The sequence below is a fragment of the Streptomyces sp. NPDC045998 genome (assembly GCF_056430285.1).
The window spans coordinates 265,097-288,523 of record NZ_JBWKLJ010000005.1; the positions used below are offsets into that span (position 1 = coordinate 265,097).

Genomic DNA, 23,427 nt, shown 5'->3' on the forward strand with positions numbered 1-23,427 from the left:
CTATATGGGAGGGAAGTTAACCGGACGCTAATCATCCGCCCATACCAACCCGATAGGGTGCTCCGCATGACTCAGTCGCACCACAGGATCAGCAAGGCTGTCATCCCGGCCGCAGGCCTTGGCACCCGGTTCCTGCCGGCCACGAAAGCCACTCCCAAAGAGATGCTCCCTGTGGTCGACAAGCCCGCCATCCAGTACGTCGTCGAGGAGGCCGTGGGCGCCGGCCTCTGCGACGTCCTGATGATCACCGGCCGCAACAAGCGTCCCCTCGAGGACCACTTCGACCGCAACTACGAGCTGGAGGAAGCCCTCGTCAAGAAGGGCGACCAGGAGCGCCTCGGCAAGGTCCAGGAGTCCAACGACCTCGCCACCATGCACTACGTCCGCCAGGGCGACCCGCGCGGCCTCGGCCACGCCGTCCTGTGCGCCGCCCCGCACGTCGGCGACCAGCCCTTCGCCGTCCTCCTCGGCGACGACCTCATCGACCCGCGCGACCCCCTGCTCCAGCGCATGATCGAGGTCCAGGAGCGCGAGGGCGGCAGCGTCATCGCCCTCATGGAGGTCGAGCCCTCCCAGATCCACCTGTACGGCTGCGCCGCCGTCGCGCCGACCGGCGACTCCGACGTCGTCCGCGTGACCAACCTCGTCGAGAAGCCCGACCCCGCCGAGGCGCCCAGCAACTACGCCATCATCGGCCGCTACGTCCTGGACCCCGCGGTCTTCGGGATACTCCGCGCGACCGAGCCGGGCCGGGGCGGCGAGATCCAGCTCACCGACGCCCTCCAGAAGCTCGTCGCCGACGAGGAGGCCGGCGGCCCGGTCCACGGCGTGGTCTTCAAGGGCCGCCGCTATGACACCGGTGACCGGGGCGACTATCTCCGGGCGATTGTCAGACTCGCGTGCGAACGTGAAGATCTGGGACCGGACTTCCGTTCCTGGCTTCAGCGTTACGTCACCGAGGAGATGTAGGGATTGAGCAGCACGACCTGGTCGGTGGACGACCACCTGGAGGACATCCTCGGCGCCATCCGCCCGCTCGACCCCATCGAGCTGCCGCTGCCCGACGCCCAGGGCTGTGTCCTGGTCGAGGACGTCATGGTGCCCGTCGCCCTGCCGCCCTTCGACAACAGCTCCATGGACGGCTACGCAGTACGGGTCGCGGACGTCACCGGCGCCAGCGAGGAGTTCCCGGCCGTCCTCACCGTCATCGGTGACGTCGCGGCGGGCAGCGGAGGACTGCCCACCGTCGGCCCCGGCCAGGCCGCCCGCATCATGACCGGCGCGCCGCTGCCGCCCGGCGCCGAGGCCGTCGTCCCGGTCGAGTGGACCGACGGCGGCACCGGCGGCGCGCCCGCCACCACCATGCGCGCCGCGAGCGCCGCCCCCGAGGGCGCGAGCGGCGAGGTCCGTGTCCACCGCCCGGTCGAGGCCCGCGCCCACGTGCGCGCGCGGGGCAGCGACGTCCAGGCGGGTGACCTCGCCCTGGAGGAGGGCACGGTCCTCGGGCCGCCGCAGATCGGCCTGCTCGCCGCCATCGGCCGCGGCACCGTGCGGGTGCGTCCCCGCCCGCGCGTGGTCGTCCTCTCCACCGGCAGCGAGCTGGTCCAGCCGGGCGAGGAGCTCGGCCCCGGCCGGATCTACGACTCCAACAGCTTCGCGCTGGCCGCCGCCGCGCGCGACGCCGGAGCCATCGCCTACCGGGTCGGCGCCGTCACCGACGACGCCGACACCCTCCGCGCCACCATCGAGGACCAGCTGATCCGTGCCGACATGCTCGTCACCACCGGCGGCGTCAGCGTCGGCGCGTACGACGTCGTCAAGGAGGCCCTGTCCTCGGTCGGCGACCAGGACGAGCCGGGCAGCGGCATCGACTTCCGCAAGCTCGCCATGCAGCCGGGCAAGCCCCAGGGCTTCGGCTCCATCGGCCCCGAGCACACCCCGCTGCTCGCCCTGCCGGGGAACCCGGTCTCCTCGTACGTCTCCTTCGAGCTGTTCGTCCGCCCCGCCATCCGGGCCCTCATGGGGCTCAAGGACCGCCCGGACGTCCAGCGCCCGCGTGTGCGGGCCGCCCTCGCCGCCGACAAGCCCCTGTCGTCGCCGTCCGGCAAGCGCCAGTTCCTCCGCGGCCGGTACGACGCCGAAGCGGGCACCGTCACCCCCGTGGGCGGCGCCGGCTCGCACCTGATCGGCGCCCTCGCGCACGCGGACGCGCTGCTCGTCGTCCCGGAGGACACCACCACCGTGGAGCCGGGCGCCGAGCTGGAAGTGGTCCTCATCGGCTGACGGGACGGGTGTGGCGGTACGGTGTCTGCCGCTGTGCCTTCCCGGGGGACCACCCCCGGCCCCCGCCGGCGCGACAATGGCCGTGGCGGGGCAATCGGCGCCGGAACACGCGAGGCGGAGTTCAGCAGTGAGTACGCAAGGCAGCCTGACGCACATCGACGAGGCCGGAGCGGCCCGCATGGTCGACGTCTCCGGGAAGGACGTGACCGCCCGCACCGCCCGTGCCACCGGCCGGGTCCTGGTCTCCCCCCGCGTGATCGAGCTGCTGCGCGGCGAGGGCGTCCCCAAGGGCGACGCACTGGCCACCGCCCGGATCGCGGGCATCATGGGCGCCAAGCGCACGCCCGACCTGATCCCGCTCTGCCACCCCCTGGCCGTCTCCGGCGTCAAGGTCGACCTGACGGTCGCGGACGACGCGGTGGAGATCGCGGCGACCGTGAAGAGCACCGACCGCACGGGCGTCGAGATGGAGGCGCTGACCGCCGTGTCGGTGGCCGCGCTGACCGTGATCGACATGGTGAAGGCCGTCGACAAGGCGGCCGTCATCACCGACGTACGGGTGGAGGAGAAGACGGGCGGCAAGTCCGGCGACTACCGGCGCGCCGGCGAGGCGGACGGAGCGGCCCAGTGACCCCGCGGGCCGGCCACGTCCACGGCGCGCACGACGCACCAGAGGCCCACCGGCCTCAGCCCGAGCCGGAGGGCGGGGACCGGGCGTACCGCGCCCTCGTCGTCACCGCCTCCAACCGGGCGTCCGCCGGGGTGTACGAGGACAAGGGCGGCCCCCTCATCGTCGAGGGCCTCACCGCGCTGGGCTTCGCCGTCGACGGCCCGGTGGTCGTCCCCGACGGCGACCCCGTGGAGGCGGCCCTGCGCGAGGGGGTCACCGCCGGGTACGACGCCATCGTCACCACCGGCGGCACCGGCATCTCGCCCACCGACCGCACCCCCGACGTCACCCGCCGGGTCCTCGACCACGAGATCCCCGGCATCCCGGAGGCGATCCGCGCGTACGGCCGCGACAAGGTCCCGACGGCCGCCCTCTCCCGGGGGCTCGCCGGGGTCGCCGCCGGCACCCTGATCGTGAACCTGCCGGGCTCCACCGGCGGCGTGCGCGACGGCCTGGCCGTCCTCGGCCGGATCCTGGTCCACGCGGTCGACCAGCTGCGCGGCGGCGACCACCCCAGACCGTCATGAACCCCGCCTGGCCCGTGACCCTGGTGGACGGACGGGTCGCCCTGCGCCCGATAAAGCTGCGCGACCAGCGGGCCTGGCGTGAGGTCAACCGGCGCAACCGCGACTGGCTGCGCCCCTGGGAGGCGACCATCCCGCCGCCCGCCCCCGGCGGCCCGCTGGTGGAGCGCCCCACGTACCGCCAGATGGTCCGCCATCTGCGCGCGGAGGCGAACGCGGGCCGGATGCTGCCCTTCGTGATCGAGTACGAAGGGCGGCTGGTGGGCCAGTTGACGGTCGCCGGCATCACCTGGGGCTCGATGTGCTCGGGGCACGTGGGGTACTGGGTGGACCGCGAGGTCGCCGGGCGCGGCGTCATGCCGACCGCCGTGGCGCTCGCCGTGGACCACTGCTTCCGCTCGGTGGGACTGCACCGGATCGAAGTCTGTATTCGCCCCGAGAACACGCCCAGCCGCCGGGTCGTCGAGAAATTGGGATTCCGCGAGGAGGGGCTGCGCCCTCGCTACCTCCACATCGACGGTGACTGGCGCGACCACCTCGTCTTCGCCCTCACGGCCGAGGAGGTCCCGGAGGGGCTGCTGCGCCGCTGGCACCGGGTCCGACCGGGAACACCGCGTTAAATAAAATATTTGTTCGAATTAAAGCGTGAGGCGACCAGATCCGGTCCGATCAATCACAAAAAAATTCAGTGATATCAGCCAGATCGTGCGACACACCGGCCCAATTGGCCGATGGCCTGCTGCGAACCCCTCTACGGTGTGGGATGTGAGCAGCAGCGGCCTCATTTACGCAGTCATCGTCGGGGCCTGGGCCGCCTACTTGGTGCCGATGTGGCTCCGACGGCAGGACGAGCTGAACGAGGCCCGTCCGACGGAACGCTTCAGCACCGCCATCCGGCTCCTGTCCGGACGGGCGGGGATGGAGCGCCGGTACGCCAAGGAGCTGGACCGGCGCACCGCCGGACAGGTGGGGCCCGAGGCCGACCCGGACGCCGAGACGGAGCATCTGAGCTCCGTCGACGTCCGGGCCTTCGCCGCGCCCCCGGCTCTGACGGAGGCGCGCCTGGAGGTCCCCGACGCCCCGCCCGCCAGGCCCCGCCCGGCGGGCCGTCCGCGCGCGGCCGGCGCCGCCGCCGAACGCGCCCGCCGCTCCCGGGTCCTGGCCCGCCGCCGCCGCACCACGGTGGTCCTGTTCCTGGCGTTCACCTTCGGCGCGATCGTCGCGGCCGTCGGCGGCCTCGCGTTCCTGTGGGCCCCGGGCGTCCCGGCGGTCCTGCTGAGCGCGTACATCGTGCACCTGCGCGCCCAGGAGCGGCGGCGCTTCGTGTACGTCATGGACCGGCGCCGCGCCGAGGCCGCCGCGCAGCGCCTGCGCGAAAGCCGCCGCCGCCCCCGGCCCGCCCCGGAGCAGGAGCCCGCCGATCCGCAGTCGGCCGGCCCGCAGCCGGAGCCGGCGCCCGCGGTCTCCCCGCAGGAGGCGGGCCGCCGCGCGCTGGTGGAGCAGACGGACCACGCGGAGTGGGTGGACCAGCAGCGCGACCGGGGCCCGGCGCGCGGCGACAGCTGGGACCCGGTCCCCGTCCCGCTCCCCACCTACGTCACCGCCCCGGTGGCCCCCCGGGCCACGGGCGGCGTCGACGTCACGGACCCGGAGACCTGGAGCGCCGCCCGCTCCTCCGTGGCCGAGCCGACCCCGCCCCCGCCCACCCGCCAGAACCCGAACCCGAGCGCGACGCCGCCCCCACCGCGCCGCACGCGCGACCACGGCCGCACGCCGCTCTTCGACCAGTACGCGGACGAGGACCGCCCGCGCGCGGCCAACGAGTGACGCGGGTCTCCTTCGGCGCCGCCGGCGGGGAGCGGATTTCCAAGCAGCCCGATCGGGATGCTAATGTTTCACACGTCGCAAGGGCCTGTGGCGCAGACTGGTAGCGCACCTCGTTCGCATCGAGGGGGTCAGGGGTTCAAATCCCCTCAGGTCCACGCACATCAAAGCCCCCGCCGGGGAAACCGGGCGGGGGCTTTGTCTTGCCCTACATCGTGTCGGCCCAGGTGCTTACCGCGCTTCCGCAGCGCCTTGCGGGCCGCTTCGGATGGCACGTGGGTGCAGACCTTCCTCGTCGCGGCGTCCAGGCGCACGCTCTCACGTGCGGCCGAGCACTTCGCCGCGCCGGAAGCCCAGCACCAGGATCAGCCGGCCCGTTCAGCCCGGGCCTGCGCGCTCCTGTTTAGGCCCCGCTCCGACCCGGGTGTGGCCAAACCCGCGCCGACCTCAGGCATCACCCTCGCCCCACCACCATCCCGGGGTCTTCCGGCGTGCTTCCCAGATGGCCGGAGCTACTTCCAGTTCCGTTTCGAAGCGACGCACCAGGCGGTCGGCTGAACCTTTAAGGCGACCGAGACCATGCTGAACAAACGCCTCACGAAGGTGTCCGTGCTTCTGGGCATTCTCCGCGGCCTCGTCGGCACGAGCAGACAGTCTCCGGTGCAGGGACTGACGCGTGACGTCATACCTCCCCGCCATGACATCCCACGACACACCTGCATGCCGCAGAACTGCACACGCCAGCACCTCGACATGAGCGGCCTTGCTTTGGAGGCTTGGGCCGATCGTCAGGGCAAGAGCGGCACCCTCTCGCGGGTCCGCCAGCGCCACCCCGTCAGCCGCTAGATCAAGCGCGGCGTCGGAGAGGGCCAGGAGCAGATTCTTCAACCGGTCATGCTGCGGCGGCGTCATACCAGCATCCTGACGCATGCCTGTCAGCACGACGCTGACAACTGTCAAATGGCGGGTGAACCATGCTGGTTGAACGAAGGGCGGCCCCTGTTGGCCCAGGAGCCGCCCGTGTCCACTCGTGTCCTAGGGAGACCGATGAACTACCTCCAAAGTACCTTCTCGGCAGCCAAGGGTGCCCTTGCAGGGTTGTGGGCCGGCCCGCCCGTCTGGGTCGTCATCGTTGTCGTTGTGATCGTCTTTGCCGCAATTCCCGGGAGCCCTGAGCATCTCGGACTATGCGCGGACGTGCTTGCCGTGGTCACTGCGGTGGCCGGTGGCCTGGGGTATGCGGGGCCTAAGCGCCACCGAGCGTCATGATCGCCGTCTAGGAACCGCTGTGCCGTTCCAGCGGCGCGTCGGGCAAGGGCAACAGCGGTCGGAAGCGGTCGCCAGGGCGATCCCGAAGGTTCGCCCTGGCCTCCGTTCCGGCCGTCCCTGGCCTATCCCTGAATCGGCAGGTCCGGGTGCGTGGCCAGGAAGACGAAGTAGGCGATGGCCGCCGCCGTACCCACGGCGGAAAGGGCAAGAGCCGTGACGGCGCGGGAGCGGTCGGCGTTCAGCCTGGACGCGGTGCGGAGTTCGATGCAGCCCCACACCAAGCCCACGAGGCCCAGGGGGAGCGCGAGGGCCCAGACGAGCATCCAGTAGGGGCAGCAGAACCAGATGGCGACGGAGAGGCCGCCACAAACCACGGGGCCTTTCCGCTCGGGTCTGCCGTCGGTCGGATCGATCTCATCGCTCATGCGGCGATCAAACCAGCCCGCTGCCTGCTGCCTGCTGCCTGCGGGCGCCCGGGGCGAGGGTCCAGGCCGCCTCGGGCGCCTCGCGGGCGCCCCTAGGCTAATTAACCCTTTGCCTAATGGTCCTAGGCTGGCTACGGTCCTGCACCATGAAGGCAGTCACTGAGCGCACCATCCGTGCCTCGTTCGTCAATTGCTCGAAGGGCGAGGCCGCACGCCTCCCCCTCCCGCGGGATCTCGCCGAGCGGCCGTGGGACGACCTGGACTTTCTCGGTTGGCGTGATCTGTCCGCCCCCGACCGCGCCTACCTGGTCGCCGAGCGCGGCGAGCAGGTGGTCGGCGTCTCGCTGCGTCTCGCCTCGCGGCAGGCCGCCGGGTTGCGGCGCAGTCTGTGCTCGATCTGTCTGACCACCCATCCGCTCAGCGGTGTCACGCTGATGACGGCGCGCAAGGCCGGGGCCGCCGGGCGCGAGGGCAACTCGGTCGGACTGTACGTGTGCACCGACCTGGACTGCTCCCTCTACGTGCGCGGCAAGAAGCGCCCCGAGTCCGGTGCGCGCTTCGACGAGCGCCTCACGGTGGAGGAGCAGATCGAGCGGACCCGGGGCAAGCTCGCCGCCTTCCTGGATCAGTTGTACGCGTAGACGCGTGCCCCGCCGACGAACGTCTGGAGCACCCGCGTCTCGGCGATTCGCTCCGGCGGCGCGGCGAACGGGTCGCGGTCCAGGACCACCAGGTCGGCGAGGTTTCCGGCGCGGATGACGCCGGTGTCGTCGAGGTGGTTCACGTACGCGCTGCCCGCGGTGTAAGCGGTGAGGGCGTCGTCCAGGCCGATGCGCTGCTCCGGCAGGAAGACCGGCGCGTCCGGGCCGTCCTCCGGCAGGACGCGGTTGACCGCGACGTGCAGCGCGGCGAGCGGGTCCGGGCTGCTGACCGGCCAGTCGCTGCCCGCCGCGAGCCGCGTCCCGGCGCGCAGCAGGTCGCCGAAGGGGTACTGCCGGGCGGCCCGCTCCGGACCGAGGAACGGGATCGTCAGCTCGTCCATCTGCGGCTCGTGCGCCGCCCACAGCGCCTGGATGTTGGCGGTCGCGCCCAGCCGCGCGAAGCGCGGTACGTCCTCGGGGTGCACCACCTGGAGGTGCGCCAGGTGCGGCCGGGTGTCGGTGGCGCCGCCGCTCGCCTCGCGGGCGGCCTCCACGGCGTCGAGCGCCTCGCGCACCGCACGGTCGCCCAGCGCGTGGAAGTGCGTCTGGAAGCCGTGGGCGTCCAGGGCGGTGACGTACTCGGCGAGCGCCTTCGGGTCGATGAAGGAGATGCCGGAGTTGTCGGAGGCGCAGCCGCACGAGGTCAGGTAGGGGCCGAGCAGCGCGGCCGTGTGGTTCTCGGCGATGCCGTCCTGCATGATCTTCACGGTGGTGGCGCGGAGGTTGCCGTGCGTCAACTCCTCGCGCCGGGCCAGCAGTTCCGGAAGCTGCTCCAGGCCCCGGCCTCGATCCCACCACAGCGCCCCGACGACCCGGGCGGTGAGCTTGCCGGAGCGCGCGGCGGCCGCGTACGCCGGTGCCGGGTCGGCCATGCCCGCGTGGTCGCCGAGCAGCGCGTCCTGCCAGGCGGTGACGCCCAGCGAGTGCAGCAGCTCCTGCGCGCGCAGCAGCCCCGCGGTGAGCTCGTCCAGCGTCGGCGCCGGTACGAGGTCGGCGATGAGGGTCATCGCGCCCTCCTGCAGCATGCCGGTGGGGCGCCCGTCGGCGTCCCGCTCGATGCGCCCGTCGGCAGGGTCGGGGGTGTCGGCGGTGATGCCGGCGAGCTCCAGGGCACGGGAGTTGGCCCACCCGCCGTGGTGGTCGCGGTTGACGAGGTAGGCCGGCCGGTCGGGGACCAGCTCGTCCAGGAACCGGCGGTCGGGCGTGCCGCCGGGGAACGCCTCCATCGACCAGCCGCCCCCGGTGATCCACTCCGCCTCCGGGTGCGCGTCCGCGTACTCCCGGATGCGGCGGCGGTACGCCTCCGCCGTCGTGGCCCCGCTCAGGTCGCAGCGGCCCCTCTCCACGCCGGCGCCCACCGGGTGGACGTGCGCGTCCTGGAAGCCGGGTATCAGCAGCCGGCCGCGCAGGTCCACGACTTCGGTGCGCGGGCCGATCAGCCCGTGGACCTCGGAGCCGCCGACGGCGACGATGCGCCGGCCGCGGACGGCCACCGCGCTCGCCCGGGGGCGCACGGGGTCCACGGTGTGGACGGGGCCACCGGTGAAGACGAGGTCCGCGGTGCGGTGAGGGGCCATGGGCGTACTCCTGGTTCACGGAGGTGTCGTTCGTCGTTCAGTCTGCGGCGGGACACGGCGGTGTCCATGCGCAGGATGAACGTTTCGACCCCCGCACCCCTACGAGTTGGCCAACTCTGGCCGAAGCTCCGGGGGTGTCCAGGACGCATGACGGAGGATCGTCCGAATCGCCACCCCGGAGGGCGTGAGCCGCATCGCCGCGTTGCGCAGGGCGACGGCCGCCGGGTGCGCGAGCCGCTGCCCCATCCGGCCCGCGCGGCGGGCCGCCAGCGCGACCGCCTGGCTGCGCGGTCGCCGCTCGGCGTCGTACCGGGCCAGGGCCGTGCGGACGTCGGGCGCCTCGATGGCCGCGGCGGCCAGGGTCACGGCGTCCTCCAGCGCCTGGCAGGCGCCCTGGCCGAGGTGCGGCGTCATGGCGTGCGCGGCGTCGCCGAGCAGCGCGACGCGCCCGACGGCGTACGTGGACAGGGGCGTGACCAGCTCGTTGATGTCGTGGTGCAGCACCGCGCCCGGCGCGGTCGCCGCCAGCAACGCGGGGATCGGGTCGTGCCAGCCGGCGAACCGGCGGCGCACGGCGTCGAGCGGGTCGCGCGGGCGCACGCCCGCCGGGGCGTTGAGCACCGCGTGCCACTCCACGCGCCCGTCGGCGAAGAGGATGTGCCCGAACTCGGCACCCCGCCCCCAGGTCAGCTGGAAGTCGGCGCCGCCCACGTCCACCGGGTGCTCCGTGATGGCCCGCAGCACCGTGGAGCCGCTGTACGCCGGACCCGGCGCGTCGGGCAGCAGCCGCGCCCGGACGCGGCTGTTGACGCCGTCCGCCGCGACGACGAGGTCGGCGTCGTACGTCCGCCCGTCGGCCGTGCGCACGCGCGCGTGCGGCGCCTCCGGGTCGTCGTCGACGGCCGTCACCTCCGCGCCGGTGACCAGCGCGCCGGGCGGCAGCGGCGCGCGCAGCAGCCGGTGCAGGGTGGCGCGCGGGATGCCGAGGATCGGTGCGCCCAGGGCGCGTTCGAGGGCGTGGCCGTCCATCCGCGCGAGCGTCCGGCCGCCCGGGGTGCGGGTGGCGCCGGTGAGCTGGCGGCGCGCGGCGGCGCGGACGGCGGGCCCGGCGCCGAGCGCGTCCAGGGCGTGGATGCCGTTGGCGGCGAGGGAGATCCCCGCGCCCGCGTCGGCGAGGGCGTCCGGGGCGCGCTCGACGACGGTGACCCGCCAGCCGGTGCGCACGAGTCCGAGGGCCGCCGCCAGCCCGCCGATTCCGCCGCCGATCACCACTGCTCGTCCAGGCCGCATCGTTCCCCCTCGCGCTTTCTACAGGTGTAGAAGAAGGCTACTACGGGTGTAGAAAGGGGTCATGACCCGGGATCGCCGTACCGTCCTCGCCGACGCCGCCCTCTCCGTCCTCGCGGACGGCGGCATGCGCGCCCTCACGCACCGCGCCGTCGACGCGGCCGCCGGGCTGCCGACCGGTACGACGTCGGCGTACCTGCGCACCCGCAAGGCGCTGCTGACCGCCCTTGCCGTACGACTGGTCGAACTCGACCAGACGGAGCTGAGGGAGGCGGCCGGGCGCGCGCCGCTCCCGCCCGAAGCGGGCCCCGACGAACTCGCCGACGCCCTGGCGCGGTTCAGTGAGGCGCGCCTGACCGGCGAGGGCCGGCGGCGGACGCTCGCCCGGTACGCGTGCGCGGTGGAGAGCGTCCACCAGCCGGAGCTGCGGGAGGTCCTCCTACCGCGCGAGAACCCCGCGCGCGACGCCGTACGGGCGGTGCTCGCCGCGCACGGGGCCGCTGACCCGGACGGGCGGACCGTCACGCTGCTGGCGTGCGTGGACGGGCTGGTCTTCGAGCGGCTGACCGGCCAGGCCGGCACCGGTGGGCTGCGCGCCGAGATCCGCGCGCTGGTGGACGCGGCGCTGCGGCCGTAGGGCCTGTCTTCGGCCGTAGGGCCTGTCTTTTCGGATCAGGCCGGATCAGGGCGCGGTGCCGGACCCCGCGAGCTCTGGGTCCGGCGGGGCGGCCCCCTGCCGGACCCTCAGGGGCTCAGGACACCTGCGCCTTGTCGTACAGCGCCTTCGCCACGTCGCCGAAGTACGGGCCGAACATCCGGTTCGGCAGGAAGGTGTAGCCGAAGCTGTTCACCGAGACCTGCAGTCCCGTGCCGGTCGACTCGCTGAAGCCGGTGAACCAGGGACCGCCGCTGGAGCCGCCGGTCATGTTGCAGGCCAGGCTGTGGTCCTGCGAGAAGAGGAAGTCCTTGGAGGAGTTCCCGCTGCAGTGGATCAGCTTGGAACCGTCGTACGGCGACGCGGCCGGGAAGCCGAAGGCGTACATCGGCTTGTTGTAGCCGCCGTTGAACTGAATCCCCTGCGCGCCGGTGACGGCGGTGAGCTTCTGGCCGTTCAGCGGGGCCACGACGGCCGCGCCGATGTCGTGGTTGATGTCCTCGCTCGCCTCCCACTGCGGGGTGGTCAGCGTCTTGGTGGCGGTCCACTGGCCGTAGGGCGCCTGGCCGTTGTCGTAGGCGGGGACGAAGACCCAGTTGGTGTGCCAGCTGCCCTGGTACTTCACGCAGTGGCCGGCCGTGATGACGGTGGAGGCGTTCTGGCTGGTCACGGCGTTGCCGGAGCAGGAGGCGGTACGGCCCTGGAAGGTGAAGAACACCCGCCCGGACGTCTTCACGACCGCCCCGCCACCGGTCCACGCGCCGCCGGGCTGCGGGAACGCCGTGGGCGCGACGGTGGTGGTCTCCTTGCCCGGCCGCGGCGCCGTGAGCTTCTTCAGCGCCCGCGGGGTGAGCTCCAGGTCCAACGGGGTGGCCGCGCGCATGCGCTCGGCGGTCCAGAAGGCCCTGGCGCCCTGCTGCTCGGCGGCGGTGACGGTCCGGGCGGAGGGGGCGTTCTCGGCCTGCGGGGCGGGCGCCGGTCCGGCCGGGGCGGCCGCGGTGGCGGCGGTGGCGGACAGGGCGCCGGTGAGGAGGGCTCCGACGGTCAGCAGGATGCCCGTGGCGGTGCGGTGGCGTCTCACGCATGTCTCCTTCTGCCGTGCCCGGGCGCGGTCGCGCGGCCGGGCAGGGTGGGGGAACGAAGAGCGGTGCGGATCAGCGGTGCGTGTGGTGCCTGCGGTACGTGTGGTGCCTGCTGCGCGTGCTGCGCGTGTGGTGCCTGCGGTGCGTGCCGTGCGTGCCGTGCGTGAGGCAGGGTCCCACGGGCGGGCCCTCGTTGTCAGGAGCGCGTCAGCGACTTCGCGAAGCAGCGGCTGTTCGGGTACGCGCGGTAGTAGCCGAACTTGGCGCACGGCGCGTAACCGCTCGACGTGTACAGCCCGATCGCCTCCGGCTGCATGTCGCCGGTCTCCAGCACCATGCGGGTGCGCCCGGCGGCGCGCGCGTCCTCCTCCAGGGCGGCGAGGATGCGGCGGGCCAGGCCCAGGCCGCGCGCCTCGGGGATCACGTACATGCGCTTGAGCTCGGCGTCCCCGTCGGCGTACCCCTCGTCGTTCTCGTCCTGCGTGCGCCAGCCCCCGGTCGCGACCGGGCGGTCCCGCTCGTCGTACGCGAGCAGGTACAGGCCGCGCGGCGGACGGAACATCGAGGGGTCGAGCGGTGTGAGATCGCCCTCGTCGCCGTACCGCTCGGCGTACTCGAGCTGGACGGCGTCGTTGAGTTTGACGGCGTCAGGGTGGTCGAAGGGGACCGGGCGGATAAGCATACGGTGGATGGTACATGTATGCGGGCGTCCGGTCTCGGTTATCGTGCCGGAATGCTCACTGTGACGTCCGCCAATGTCAATGGCCTGCGTGCCGCCGCGAAGAAGGGCTTCGTGGAGTGGCTGGCCGGGACCGCCGCCGACGTGCTCTGCCTCCAGGAGGTGCGGGCCGAGGAGTCCCAGCTCCCCGAGGCGGTCCGCACGCCGGAGGGCTGGTACGCCGCGCACGCCCCGGCCGCCGCGAAGGGCCGCGCGGGCGTCTCCCTCTACACGCGGCGCGAGCCGGACGCGGTACGCGTGGGCTTCGGCTCGTCCGAGTTCGACGGCAGCGGCCGCTACCTGGAGGCCGACCTGCCGGGCGTCACGGTCGCCAGCCTCTACCTCCCCTCCGGGGAGGTCGGCACGGAGCGGCAGGACGAGAAGGTCCGCTTCATGGACGCCTTCCTCCCCTACCTCAAGGAGCTGCGGGAGCGGGCGGCGTCCGAGGGGCGCGAGGTGCTCATCTGCGGCGACTGGAACATCGCCCACCGGGAGGCCGACCTCAAGAACTGGAAGGCCAACCGGAAGAGCTCCGGCTTCCTCCCCGAGGAGCGCGCCTGGCTCTCGCGCGTCCTCGCCGAGGGTGACGGCGGCTACGTCGACGTGGTCCGCGCCCTCCATCCCGACCAGGACGGCCCGTACTCCTGGTGGTCCTACCGCGGCCGCGCCTTCGACAACGACTCCGGCTGGCGCATCGACTACCACGTGGCCACCCCGGGCCTCGCCGCCCGCGCCGTCAAGGCCTGGGTCGAGCGCGCGGCGTCCCACGGCGAGCGCTGGAGCGACCACGCGCCGGTGACGGCGGTGTACGAGTCGGCGTACGGCAACCGGTAGCCGGAAGCCCGGAAGCCCGGCAATCGGAAACCAGGAAACCGGTAGGTTCCGGCGGTTCCGGTTCCGGAAGTGATGATCTGTCAGAGCAGGTGTGGGGAGCATCACTTCCTGGGCATGCTTCTGGCACGCTGAGCTCTCGTGCGCATCGCCACCGTACGAACGCTCCGGTCCGCTCTGCTCACCGCGGTCACGCTCGCGCTGCCGCTGACCGCCCCCGTACCGACGTCGGCCTCCGTCCCGGTTCCCGCTTCCGAGATCCCCGCCGGGACGCCCGACGTCCTCCTCGCCGACCAGGCGTCCAAGCGGATCCTGCTGCTCGACGGCGCGCGGCGCGCCTGGGACCCGGCCACCGACGCCTCCGCCGTCCGGTGGGCGTTCTCGCCCCTCGGCGACCCCCGGTACGCCGACCTGGAGCCGGGCCTCAGCTGGGTGCACCCCAGCGAGGCCAAGGCGCGCGTCTGGCAGGGCAGGACGTACGTCCTCACCGTCGCCTCGTACGGCTTCGCCGCCGTCGTGGAGTACCCCTCGGGGCGGCGTCACTGGGGCGGCGCCCTCTCGCCCGGCACGACGCGCGTGAACCCGCACAGCATCGAGCTGCTGCCGAACGGCAACGTGGCCGTCGCGGGCAGCACCGGCGATGTCGTGCGCCTCTACGCGGCCTCCCAGGGGCCGGCGGACGTGCCGTTCGCGTCGTACACCCTGGAGGACGCCCACGGCCTGCAGTGGGACGGTGCCCGGCGGGTGCTGTGGGCGCTGGGCGGCGAGCGGCTCGTGGCGCTGAGGGTCGGCGGTACGGCGGCCAGGCCGGCGTTGATCAAGGCCTTCGAGGTGCCGCTGCCGACGCCGCACGGGCACGACCTCGGGCAGGTCGCCGGGCGGCCGGACCGGCTGTGGGTGAGCAGCGGCACGGCCGTCTACCAGTACGTGAAGAGCGCCCGCGCCTTCACGCAGGACTTCGCGGGTGCGGCGGACATCAGCCGCGCCCGGGTCAAGGCGGTCGGCAACGACCCGGTGACCGGTCAGGTCGTCTCGACCGTGCCGGAGAGCGGGCTGGGGGAGAGCTGGTGGACCCGGAAGGTGGCCGTGCACCGGCCGGCCGGGACGTACGAGCTCGCGAACGGCGGGATCTACAAGGCGCGCTGGTGGCTGCCCGTGCCCGTCCTCACGGCCTGAGGTCGCGTCCCTGCGGCGCAAGGCCGCGTCTTTACGGCCTGAGGTCGCGCAGCCGGTGCAGGTGGCGGTCCAGGGCCATGGACACCTCCGCCTCCACCACGCTCTTCGCCAGCGGCCGCAGCCGTACCGCGTCGGCCTCTCCGTCGGCGTACTCGCGCAGCAGGGCGGCGAAGAGCCCGGCGAGCGCGTCGGCGTGTTCACGGACGCGGGCGGCGGCGGCCAGCACGGCGGAGAGCGGGATGCCCTCCTTGACGAGCGCGGCCGAGACGTCCAGCAGGCGGCGGCTGACGTGGACGATCTCCTCGCCGTCCGTGGCGAGGTAGCCGAGATCCAGGGCGGCGGCGAAGTTGTCCGGCGTGACCTGGTCGCCGAAGTGGTCGGCGAGCTGCTCCGGGGTGAGCCGGACGGGCTCCTCCTCGGTCGGTTCGCCGAGGCCCAGCACCTCGCCGACGTCGCGGCCGCTCTCGAACGCGGCGGCGAGGTCGGCGATGCCGTTCAGGGTGTGGCCGCGCTCCAGGAGGGCGGCGATGGTCCGCAGCCGGGCCAGGTGGTGGGGGCCGTACCAGGCGATGCGGCCCTCGCGGCGGGGCGGCGGGATCAGACCGCGCTCGCGGTAGAAGCGCAGGGTGCGCACGGTGATGCCGGCGGCGGCGGCCAGCTCCTCGACGCGGTACTCACGCGGTTTGTGGTCATCGCGCTGGTCGCGTTGGTCGTGGGTGGCGCGCTGTGCCTGCGGCTCCTGCGGCTCCTGCGGCTCCTGCGGCTCTTGCGGCTGGCGGTGCTCGCGGTCCCCGCGCGGCTCGTGCGGCGGCTGCCCGGCCGTCCTCCCGGCCGTTCCCCCGGCCGTCCCCTCGGTCGTCGTCCCGTCGTCTGCCACATCCGCAACCCTATGTCGTACCGCCGGTAACTTTTCCCCGCGCGACCCCTACCGCTCGGTAAGGAGCTGCTCTACTCTCCGAATCGTGCCAGCGATTGCTGGCAAAGTCTTGCGGACCGGTGATGCGGAGGCGGCATGGGCCAGCACGAGCACGTACGAGTGGCGGTGATCGGATCGGGATTCGGCGGCCTCGGGGCCGCCGTCCGGCTGCGCCGCGAGGGGATCACCGACTTCGTCGTCCTGGAGCGCGCCGACTCCGTGGGCGGCACCTGGCGCGACAACAGCTACCCGGGGTGCGCGTGCGACGTGCCCTCCCACCTGTACTCCTTCTCCTTCGCGCCCAACCCCGACTGGCCGCGCACCTTCTCCGGCCAGCGGCACATCCGGGCATACCTGGAGCACGTCACCGACACCTTCCGGCTGCGCCCCCACCTCCGCTTCCGCCACGAAGTGAAGATGATGACGTGGGACAACGACGCGCTGCGCTGGAAGATCGAGACCTCGCGGGGCACGCTCACCGCCGACGTCGTCGTCTCCGCGACCGGGCCGCTGTCCGACCCGAAGATCCCCGACATCCCCGGGCTCGCCTCCTTCGAGGAGACCGGCGGCCGGGTCTTCCACTCCGCCCGCTGGGACCACGACTACGACCTGGCCGGCAAGCGCGTCGCCGTCATCGGCACCGGCGCCTCCGCCATCCAGATCGTGCCGTCCATCCAGCCCCGGGTCGGCCGGCTCACCCTCTTTCAGCGCACCCCCGCGTGGGTCATGCCCCGCATGGACCGCGCCATCACCGGTGCCGAGCGGTGGCTGCACCGGCAGCTGCCCTTCACCGGCAAGGCGCGCCGCGGACTGCTCTGGGGCATCCGGGAGTTGCAGGTCAGCGCCTTCACGAAGCGGCCCGCCGAGCTCGGACTCGTCGAGTCCATCGCCAAGGCGAACATGGCCAGGGCCATCAAGGACCCGGCGCTGCGGGCCAAGCTCACGCCCTCGTACCGCATCGGCTGCAAGCGGATCCTGCTGTCCAGCGACTACTACCCGGCCCTCGCGCGGCCCAACGTGGACGTCGTCGCGTCCGGGCTCTCCGAGGTGCGGGGGCGGACGCTCGTCGCCGCCGACGGCACCGAGACCGAGGTCGACGCGATCGTCTTCTCCACCGGCTTCCACGTGACGGACATGCCCATCGCCGAACGGGTCGTGGGCGCGGACGGCATCACCCTCGCCGAGGCGTGGAAGGACGGCATGGAGGCGCTGCGCGGCGCGACCGCCGCCGGGTTCCCCAACTGGATGACCATCATCGGGCCCAACACCGGGCTCGGGAACTCCTCCATGATCCTCATGATCGAGTCCCAGCTGAACTACCTGGCCGACTACATGAAGCAGTTGGACGCGCTCGACCGCCAGGGCGGTCGCGCCGCCCTCGCCGCCCGGCCCTCCGCCGTCGCCGCCTGGAACCGGCGCGTCCAGGCCCGCATGGAACGCACCGTGTGGAAGTCCGGCGGCTGCGACAGCTGGTACCTCGACGCCAACGGCCGCAACACCACACTGTGGCCCGGCACCACCAGCGAGTTCCGGCGTGCGACGCGGACGGTCGACCTGAGCGAGTACGAGGTCGTCCGCGTGCGGGAAGGGGCTGTCGCGTGATCCGGGTGACGTCCGCGGACGGCTCCTCCCTCCACGTCGAGGTGTACGGCGCCGACGGCGCGCCCGCGGTGGTGCTGGCGCACGGCTGGACCTGCTCCACGGAGTTCTGGGCCGCGCAGATACGCGACCTCTCCGCCGACCACCGCGTCATCGTCTACGACCAGCGCGGACACGGCCGTACGCCGGCCGTGGGGCGCGACGGGTACTCGACGGACGCCCTCGCCGACGACCTGGAAGCCGTCCTCGCCGCCACCCTCGCACCCGGCGAGAAGGCCGTGCTCGCAGGGCACTCCATGGGCGGCATGACCCTCATGGCCGCCGCCGCGCGCCCCGGCGTACGCGAACGCGCCGCCGCCGTCCTGCTGTGCAGCACCGGCGCCTCCCGCCTCGTCGCCGAGTCGCTCGTCCTGCCGCTGCGCGCCGGACGGCTGCGTACCCGTCTCACCCGTGCCGTCCTCGGCATACGGGCGCCCTTCGGGCCCGTCACACCGCTGTCGAAGGCGATCCTCAAGTACGGGACCATGGGCCCCGGTTCCTCGCCCGCCGCCGTCGCCGAGTGCGCCCGCATCGTGCACGCCTGCCCCCGAGCGGTCCGGGTCGCCTGGTCGCACGTGCTCGCCGAGCTCGACGTCGAGCCGGGCGTACGGGAGTTGACGGCGCCGACCGTCGTCCTCGTCGGCGCCGCCGACCGGCTCACGCCGCCCGTGCACGCGCGGGCGATCGCCGCCGCGCTGCCCCGCTGCGTCGGGTTCGACGAACTCGTGGGCGTCGGGCACATGACGCCCGTGGAGGCGCCGGAGGCCGTCACCGCCCGGATCCGCGCCCTGGTGACCACGTACCTGACGCACAAGGAGGAAGCGGCATGAGCAAGGTGAGCCTCGACGGCCAGGTCGCCGTCATCACGGGCGGCGCGCGGGGCGTCGGCGAGCTGCTGGCCCGCAAACTCTCCGCCCGCGGCGCGCGGATCGCGCTCCTCGGCCTGGAGCCCGAGCAGCTCAAGCAGGTCTCCGGGCGGCTGCACACCGAGAGCGACTGGTGGCACGTCGACGTGACCGACCACGAGGCGATGGCCCGGGTCGCGGCCGAGGTGAAGGAACGCTTCGGCAAGGTGGACATCGTCGTCGCCAACGCGGGCGTCGCGGCCGGCGGCCCCTTCACCACGTCCGACCCGGACGCGTGGCGGCGCGTCATCGAGGTCAACCTCATCGGCAGCGCCGTCACCGCCCGCGCCTTCCTGCCGGTGCTGCTGGAAAGCCGCGGCTACCTCCTGCAGATCGCCTCCCTCGCCGCCATCACCCCGGCGCCCATGATGACCGCGTACTGCGCCTCCAAGTCCGGCGTCGAGGCCTTCGCGCACAGCCTGCGCGCGGAGGTCGGGTACCGGGGCGTACGCGTGGGCGTCGGCTACCTGTCCTGGACCGACACCGACATGGTCCGGGGCGCCGACCAGGACGACGTGATGCGCGAGCTGCGGCAGCGGCTGCCGTGGCCGTCGAACCGCACGTACCCGCTCGGCCCGGCCGTCGACCGGATCGTCGCCGGCATCGAGCGGCGCTCGGCCCACGTGTACGCGCAGTGGTGGCTGCGCGGCATGCAGTCCGTGCGCGGCTACCTGCCCGGCCTCATCGCCACCGTCGGGCAGCGGGAGATGCGGCGCTTCGAGCCGCGGCTCGGGAGCGTGCGGACGGGGCTGGTCGGGGCGGGGGGAGAGGCCGACGAAAAGGCGCGTACGGAGCGTGACGGAACCGTTACTTCTTGATCGAAATGCGTGGTGTGTCGGGGCGTGCCAGGCTGGTCACGGCCGGGGGCCGAAGGGCCCCCGCACCCCCCACACCACCACTTTCAGGAGTGACCTCGATGGGCATCTCGGACCAGTTCAAGGACAAGTCGCAGGAGCTCAAGGACCAGGCCAAGCAGCGTGCGCAGGACGCGAAACGCGAGGCGCAGCAGCGTACGCAGAAGGGCCGCCAGCAGCGCGACGAGCGTCGGCAGGACGTCGACGAGGACGCGCGCCTGGCGCAGGAGCGGGCGGACCGGAGCTACGACGTCTGAAGCGACGTGACGTGACGCGCGGTTGAAGCAGGGGCGCACCCGGACGCGGGTGCGCCCTTTGCGTTTTCGCGCGTTCTCGCGCGGGCGGGGCGCTGCGCGGTGCGGTGCTTGCTGCCCGGTGGGTGGGTTTGCGCTGCGCGATGCTTGCTGCCCGGTGGGCGGGTTTCCGGTGCGCGGTGGCTTGCGCCGGTGGGCTTCGGGCGGGTGCCGGGGGTTCCGGTGGGGGGTGGTCGGACTCTCGTTCACCGCGCTTCGCGCGAGTTCAGTCGTTTTACGTCCGACCACCCCCCACGCTCCACCCCCGTCCCCCTCACGTGGTCGGGCCCGATCCACCGTCCGTGCGCCTGACCCTCCGTGGGCGGCGAGAGCCCGCCGCAGGCTTGGCGCTACCCCCTGCCAAACCCCGTGGGTTCTGGGCGCGCGAAGCTGCCGCGCAGCGGGGGGCTGGGGGCGCAAGCCCCCCCGTACTACCTTCCCCTCCCGGGGGTCCGGGGCCGGGCCCCCTGGAAGGGGCGGGGAAGGGGAAAGGCCCCCGCTCAAGCGGGCCGCGGTGGCAGTGGGGGGCGCTTCAGGGAGGGGGCCTGGGAGTAGTCCGGGGGGCGGGACGCGGGGTGGGAGTCGAGGAGGTCGAGGGCCACCTCGACCGCGTCGGAGAGCTGGCGGTGGCGGCCCTCCGCCCAGTCCAGCGGGGTGCGCAGGATCTCGATGTCCGGCGCGACGCCGTGGTTCTCCACGGACCACCCGTACTCGTCGAACCACGCCGCGTTCATCGGCACCGTGATCACCGTGCCGTCGCCCAGCCGGTGGCGCCCCGTCATGCCGACGACACCGCCCCAGGTGCGCTGACCGACCACGGGCCCGAGCTTCAGCAGCTTGAAGGCGGCCGTGATCATGTCGCCGTCCGAGGCGGTGGCTTCGTCGGCGAGGGCGACGATCGGGCCGCGCGGGGCGTTGGAGGCGTACGAGACGGGCTGGGCGCCGCGGGTCAGGTCCCAGCCGAGGATCTTGCGGGTGAGGGACTCGACGACGAGCTCGCTGATGTGGCCGCCGGCGTTGCCGCGGACGTCCACGATGAGGGCGGGCCGCGCCACTTCGAGGCGCAGGTCGCGGTTGAACTGGGCCCAGCCCGAGCCGCCCATGTCCGGGATGTGGAGGTACCCGCACTTGCCGCCGCTCAGTTCGCGGACCACCTCGCGGCGCTTGGCGACCCAGTCCTGGTACCGCAGCGGCCGCTCGTCGATGAGCGGGACCACGGCGACGCGCCGGGAGCGGCCCTCGGCGGGCTGGAAGGTCAGCTCGACGGTGGTGCCGCCGGCCGCCGAGAGGAGCGGGTAGGGCCCGGCGACCGGGTCGACGGGCCGGCCGTCCACGTGGGTGAGGACCGCGCCCTCCCGGATGCCCGTACCGGCGAGCGGCGAGCGGGCCTTGGAGTCGGACGACTCGCCGGGGAGGATGCGCTGGACGGTCCACCGGCCGTCGCGGCACACGAAGTTGGCGCCCAGGAGGCCCTGCGCCCGCTGGTAGTGCGGCGGGCCCTCGTTGCGGCGGGCGGCGGTGACGTACGCGTGGGAGGTGCCGAGTTCGCCGAGCACCTCGCGCAGGAGGTCGGCGAACTCGTCGGGGGTGGCGACGCGTTCGACGAGGGGCCGGTACTGGTCGAGGACGCCGTCCCAGTCGATGCCGCTCATTCCGGGGTCCCAGAAGTACGCGCGGATGATCCGCCCCGCCTCCGCGTACGCCTGCCGCCACTCCGCGCCCGGGTCCACCTCGTGCTGGATGCGCCGCGCGTCGACGTACACGGTGGTGTCGCTGTCGCCGACCTCGGTCGCCGGGACCGCGCGCAGCTCGCCCTCGTCGACCACGACGAGCCGTGAGCCGTCGCCGCTGAGGGCGAACCAGTCGAGGTTCCCGACGAGTTCGGTCTTGCGGGCCTTGGTGAGGTTGAAGTGTTCGAGGGTGGGCCGCCCGGAGGTGTCCGCCGGGTTCACGAACGTCTCGCCCAGCGCGCCCGAGATGGGCCAGCGCAGCCACACCAGGCCGCCGCCGCTGACCGGCGCCAGCGAGGAGTACTTGGACGCGGCGACCGGGAACGGCGTCACCCGGTTCGCCAGGCCCTCGAACTCGACCACCACCGTCCCGTCGCCCTCCTGCTCCTCGGAGAGGTCCAGCCCGCCGGCCGCCGGCCGCCCCTCGGGCGACAGCGCGAAGGGGGAGGGCGTGGTGGAGGCCAGGGGTACGAGGTAGGGGCGGCAGCCGAGCGGGAAGGACAGGTCGCCGGTGTGGACGTCGTACACCGGGTCGAAGCCCCGCCAGGAGAGGAAGGCGAGGTAGCGGCCGTCGCGGGTGAAGACGGGACTCTCGTCCTCGAAGCGGCCGTTGGTGACGTCGACGATCGTGCGGTCCTTGATGCGGGCGATCTTGATCTGCCGGAGGGACCGGCCGATCCCCGGGTGCGACCAGGTCAGCCACGCGCCGTCCGGCGAGAAGGCGAGGTCGCGGACCGGACCGTTGAGGGAGCGGGTCAGCTCGGTGAGCTCGCCCGCGGGCTCTTCGGCGTCGGCTTCCGGTTCCGACACGTCGAGCAGCAGCAGCCGCCCGTCGTGGGACGCGATCGCCAGCCGCTCCCCGTCCGCGTCGGCGGTCATCTCCCGTACGTGCCCGAGCTCGCCCGCCGCCAGCCGCCGCCGTTCGCGGGCGCCGCTCGCCCGGGGCAGGTAGGCGATCTCGATGGCCTCCTCGCCCTCCGCGTCCGTGACGTACGCGATCCGACCGCTGCTGCCGAGCATCTCCGGCAGCCGTACGCGTACGCCCGGGGTGTCCACGATCGTGCGGGCGGGCCCGTCGCGGTGCGTCAGCCAGTACAGGCTGCCCCGTACGGACACGGCGCTCGCCCGCCCGGTCTCGTCCACCGCCACCCCGTCCACGTGGCTCGCGGCGGGCACCTGGTAGCGGCGGCGCCCGGTGCGCGGACCGCCGAGCCGGACGGCGAGCTTCCGCGGCTGCGAGTCGGGGGTCAGGGGGTCGACGATCCACAGGTCCCCGGCGCACTGGTAGACCACCCGCCGCCCGTCCGAGGAGGCGTGCCGGGCGTAGAACTCGTCGTGGTCGGTGTGGCGCCGGAGGTCGGTGCCGTCGGGCAGGCAGGAGTACAGGTTGCCGACGCCCTCGTGGTCGGAGAGGAACGCGATGCGGCCGTCCACGAACATCGCGCAGTCCAGGTGGCCGCCGAGGTCCGGCAGCAGCCGCTCGCCGTGCAGCCAGAGCCGTCCGGTCGCCCCGCCCCGGTACCGCTTCCAGGCGGCCGGCTCGTGCGGCGGCTTGCCGGTCAGGAGCAGCGTCAGGTGCCGCCCGTCGACGTCGGCGACCGCGATGTCGGACACCGGGCCCCAGGGCAGGCGCTTGCCGGGCGAGCCGTCCGTGGAGACCTTGTACGCCCACGAGAAGTGCGAGAACGGCTGCCCGTGCGAGGCCACCGCCAGGATGTCGCCCTCGGGGGTCCAGCCGCACACCCGGGTGTCGAGCGACCCCCAGTAGCTGAGCCGCCGGGCGGGCCCGCCCTCGACCGGCGCCAGGTGGATCTCGGGGTCGAGGCTGCGCCAGCTCGTGTACGCGATGTGCCGCCCGTCGGGCGAGAAGCGCGGGTGTCCGACTCTGGTGCGGTCGACGGTCAGCCGCCAGGCGCGGCCGGGCGCCTCGCCCTCGGCCGCGAGCGGGGCGACCCACACGTCGTCCTCGGCCGCGAAGCACAGCAGGTCCTGGTGGAGGTGGGGATACCGGAGGTACGCGCCGTCGCTGCTCACACAGCCATGCTTTCGGCGCGGCCGGGCCCTGGCAA

21 protein-coding genes, 1 tRNA gene and 1 pseudogene are annotated in these 23,427 nt (G+C 73.2%); 15 read left to right on the forward strand and 8 right to left on the reverse strand.

Annotation, left to right across the window (positions count from 1 at the left end):
* Window positions 1–66: 66 nt before the first annotated feature.
* From galU to AC07FJ_RS17700, 7 genes are all read left to right on the forward strand, one after another.
* Window positions 67–969 carry a UTP--glucose-1-phosphate uridylyltransferase GalU gene (galU, locus tag AC07FJ_RS17670; protein ID WP_479049882.1) on the forward strand — a complete coding sequence of 301 codons (903 nt, stop codon included), beginning with the start codon at window positions 67–69 and terminating at the stop codon, window positions 967–969.
* Between the two features lie 3 nt (window positions 970–972).
* Window positions 973–2,283 (forward strand): molybdotransferase-like divisome protein Glp, encoded by a 1,311-nt coding sequence (glp, locus tag AC07FJ_RS17675; protein WP_361418071.1) that lies wholly within the window; start codon window positions 973–975, stop codon window positions 2,281–2,283.
* Window positions 2,284–2,410: 127 nt separating this feature from the next.
* Window positions 2,411–2,914 (forward strand): cyclic pyranopterin monophosphate synthase MoaC, encoded by a 504-nt coding sequence (moaC, locus tag AC07FJ_RS17680; protein WP_479049884.1) that lies wholly within the window; start codon window positions 2,411–2,413, stop codon window positions 2,912–2,914.
* Window positions 2,911–3,480, forward strand: coding sequence for a MogA/MoaB family molybdenum cofactor biosynthesis protein (locus AC07FJ_RS17685; RefSeq protein WP_479049886.1), 570 nt, complete (start codon window positions 2,911–2,913; stop codon window positions 3,478–3,480). The genes moaC and AC07FJ_RS17685 overlap by 4 nt, the downstream gene beginning before the upstream one ends.
* A 14-nt stretch (window positions 3,481–3,494) precedes the next feature.
* Window positions 3,495–4,097 (forward strand): GNAT family N-acetyltransferase, encoded by a 603-nt coding sequence (locus tag AC07FJ_RS17690; protein ID WP_361418456.1) that lies wholly within the window; start codon window positions 3,495–3,497, stop codon window positions 4,095–4,097.
* 145 nt (window positions 4,098–4,242) lie between these two features.
* Entirely contained in the window at window positions 4,243–5,304 is a 1,062-nt protein-coding gene (sepX, locus tag AC07FJ_RS17695) for a divisome protein SepX/GlpR (protein WP_479049888.1), read from the forward strand.
* Between the two features lie 81 nt (window positions 5,305–5,385).
* Window positions 5,386–5,459 (forward strand) — tRNA-Ala (locus AC07FJ_RS17700).
* Window positions 5,460–5,748: 289 nt separating this feature from the next.
* Here AC07FJ_RS17700 and AC07FJ_RS17705 read toward each other — a convergent pair.
* Together AC07FJ_RS17705 and AC07FJ_RS17710 are read right to left on the reverse strand one after the other, a co-directional pair.
* Window positions 5,749–6,243 (reverse strand): hypothetical protein, encoded by a 495-nt coding sequence (locus AC07FJ_RS17705; protein WP_479049890.1) that lies wholly within the window; start codon window positions 6,241–6,243, stop codon window positions 5,749–5,751.
* A gap of 449 nt (window positions 6,244–6,692) precedes the next feature.
* Window positions 6,693–6,995 carry a hypothetical protein gene (locus AC07FJ_RS17710; RefSeq protein WP_479049892.1) on the reverse strand — a complete coding sequence of 101 codons (303 nt, stop codon included), beginning with the start codon at window positions 6,993–6,995 and terminating at the stop codon, window positions 6,693–6,695.
* Window positions 6,996–7,141: 146 nt separating this feature from the next.
* On the opposite strand from AC07FJ_RS17710, the gene AC07FJ_RS17715 reads away from it, so the two are divergent.
* Complete coding sequence (locus AC07FJ_RS17715; RefSeq protein ID WP_479049894.1) at window positions 7,142–7,636, forward strand: FBP domain-containing protein; 495 nt, start codon at window positions 7,142–7,144, stop codon at window positions 7,634–7,636.
* Here AC07FJ_RS17715 and AC07FJ_RS17720 read toward each other — a convergent pair.
* Both AC07FJ_RS17720 and AC07FJ_RS17725 read right to left on the reverse strand, forming a co-directional pair.
* Complete coding sequence (locus AC07FJ_RS17720) at window positions 7,621–9,273, reverse strand: amidohydrolase (RefSeq protein ID WP_479049896.1); 1,653 nt, start codon at window positions 9,271–9,273, stop codon at window positions 7,621–7,623. The genes AC07FJ_RS17715 and AC07FJ_RS17720 overlap by 16 nt on opposite strands.
* Before the next feature lie 99 nt (window positions 9,274–9,372).
* Entirely contained in the window at window positions 9,373–10,563 is a 1,191-nt protein-coding gene (locus AC07FJ_RS17725; RefSeq protein ID WP_479049898.1) for an FAD-dependent monooxygenase, read from the reverse strand.
* Between the two features lie 61 nt (window positions 10,564–10,624).
* On the opposite strand from AC07FJ_RS17725, the gene AC07FJ_RS17730 reads away from it, so the two are divergent.
* Complete coding sequence (locus AC07FJ_RS17730) at window positions 10,625–11,197, forward strand: TetR/AcrR family transcriptional regulator (protein WP_479049900.1); 573 nt, start codon at window positions 10,625–10,627, stop codon at window positions 11,195–11,197.
* 115 nt (window positions 11,198–11,312) lie between these two features.
* Here AC07FJ_RS17730 and AC07FJ_RS17735 read toward each other — a convergent pair whose 3' ends face one another.
* Window positions 11,313–12,296: a trypsin-like serine peptidase gene (locus tag AC07FJ_RS17735; protein WP_468297855.1), complete on the reverse strand. Its 984-nt coding sequence runs from the start codon at window positions 12,294–12,296 to the stop codon at window positions 11,313–11,315.
* 197 nt (window positions 12,297–12,493) lie between these two features.
* Complete coding sequence (locus AC07FJ_RS17740; protein WP_479049902.1) at window positions 12,494–12,979, reverse strand: GNAT family N-acetyltransferase; 486 nt, start codon at window positions 12,977–12,979, stop codon at window positions 12,494–12,496.
* 51 nt (window positions 12,980–13,030) lie between these two features.
* Between AC07FJ_RS17740 and AC07FJ_RS17745 the strand changes: the two genes are divergently transcribed.
* Together AC07FJ_RS17745 and AC07FJ_RS17750 are read left to right on the forward strand one after the other, a co-directional pair.
* The gene (locus tag AC07FJ_RS17745) at window positions 13,031–13,849 is read left to right on the forward strand and encodes an exodeoxyribonuclease III (protein ID WP_479049904.1); all 819 of its coding nucleotides are present in this window, start codon (window positions 13,031–13,033) and stop codon (window positions 13,847–13,849) included.
* Window positions 13,850–13,987: 138 nt separating this feature from the next.
* On the forward strand, window positions 13,988–15,022 hold the full coding sequence (locus AC07FJ_RS17750) for a DUF6528 family protein (protein ID WP_479049906.1): 1,035 nt from the start codon (window positions 13,988–13,990) through the stop codon (window positions 15,020–15,022).
* Window positions 15,023–15,053: 31 nt separating this feature from the next.
* On the opposite strand, the pseudogene AC07FJ_RS17755 reads toward AC07FJ_RS17750, so the two are convergent.
* Window positions 15,054–15,701: pseudogene (locus AC07FJ_RS17755) on the reverse strand (MerR family transcriptional regulator); the annotation flags it as partial.
* A 333-nt stretch (window positions 15,702–16,034) separates the two neighbouring features.
* On the opposite strand from AC07FJ_RS17755, the gene AC07FJ_RS17760 reads away from it, so the two are divergent.
* The 4 genes from AC07FJ_RS17760 to AC07FJ_RS17775 all read left to right on the forward strand — a co-directional run bounded on the left by AC07FJ_RS17760 (window position 16,035) and on the right by AC07FJ_RS17775 (window position 19,592).
* The gene (locus AC07FJ_RS17760) at window positions 16,035–17,540 is read left to right on the forward strand and encodes a flavin-containing monooxygenase (protein WP_479049908.1); all 1,506 of its coding nucleotides are present in this window, start codon (window positions 16,035–16,037) and stop codon (window positions 17,538–17,540) included.
* Window positions 17,537–18,406, forward strand: a complete 870-nt coding sequence (locus AC07FJ_RS17765) for an alpha/beta fold hydrolase (RefSeq protein ID WP_479049910.1) — start codon at window positions 17,537–17,539, stop codon at window positions 18,404–18,406. Before AC07FJ_RS17760 ends, AC07FJ_RS17765 begins: the two co-directional genes overlap by 4 nt.
* Window positions 18,403–19,299, forward strand: a complete 897-nt coding sequence (locus AC07FJ_RS17770) for an SDR family oxidoreductase (RefSeq protein ID WP_479049912.1) — start codon at window positions 18,403–18,405, stop codon at window positions 19,297–19,299. Before AC07FJ_RS17765 ends, AC07FJ_RS17770 begins: the two co-directional genes overlap by 4 nt.
* A gap of 98 nt (window positions 19,300–19,397) precedes the next feature.
* Entirely contained in the window at window positions 19,398–19,592 is a 195-nt protein-coding gene (locus AC07FJ_RS17775; RefSeq protein WP_468297874.1) for a hypothetical protein, read from the forward strand.
* Window positions 19,593–20,128: 536 nt separating this feature from the next.
* Here AC07FJ_RS17775 and AC07FJ_RS17780 read toward each other — a convergent pair.
* Window positions 20,129–23,392 (reverse strand): S41 family peptidase, encoded by a 3,264-nt coding sequence (locus AC07FJ_RS17780; protein WP_479049914.1) that lies wholly within the window; start codon window positions 23,390–23,392, stop codon window positions 20,129–20,131.
* Between the last annotated feature and the right edge of the window lie 35 nt (window positions 23,393–23,427).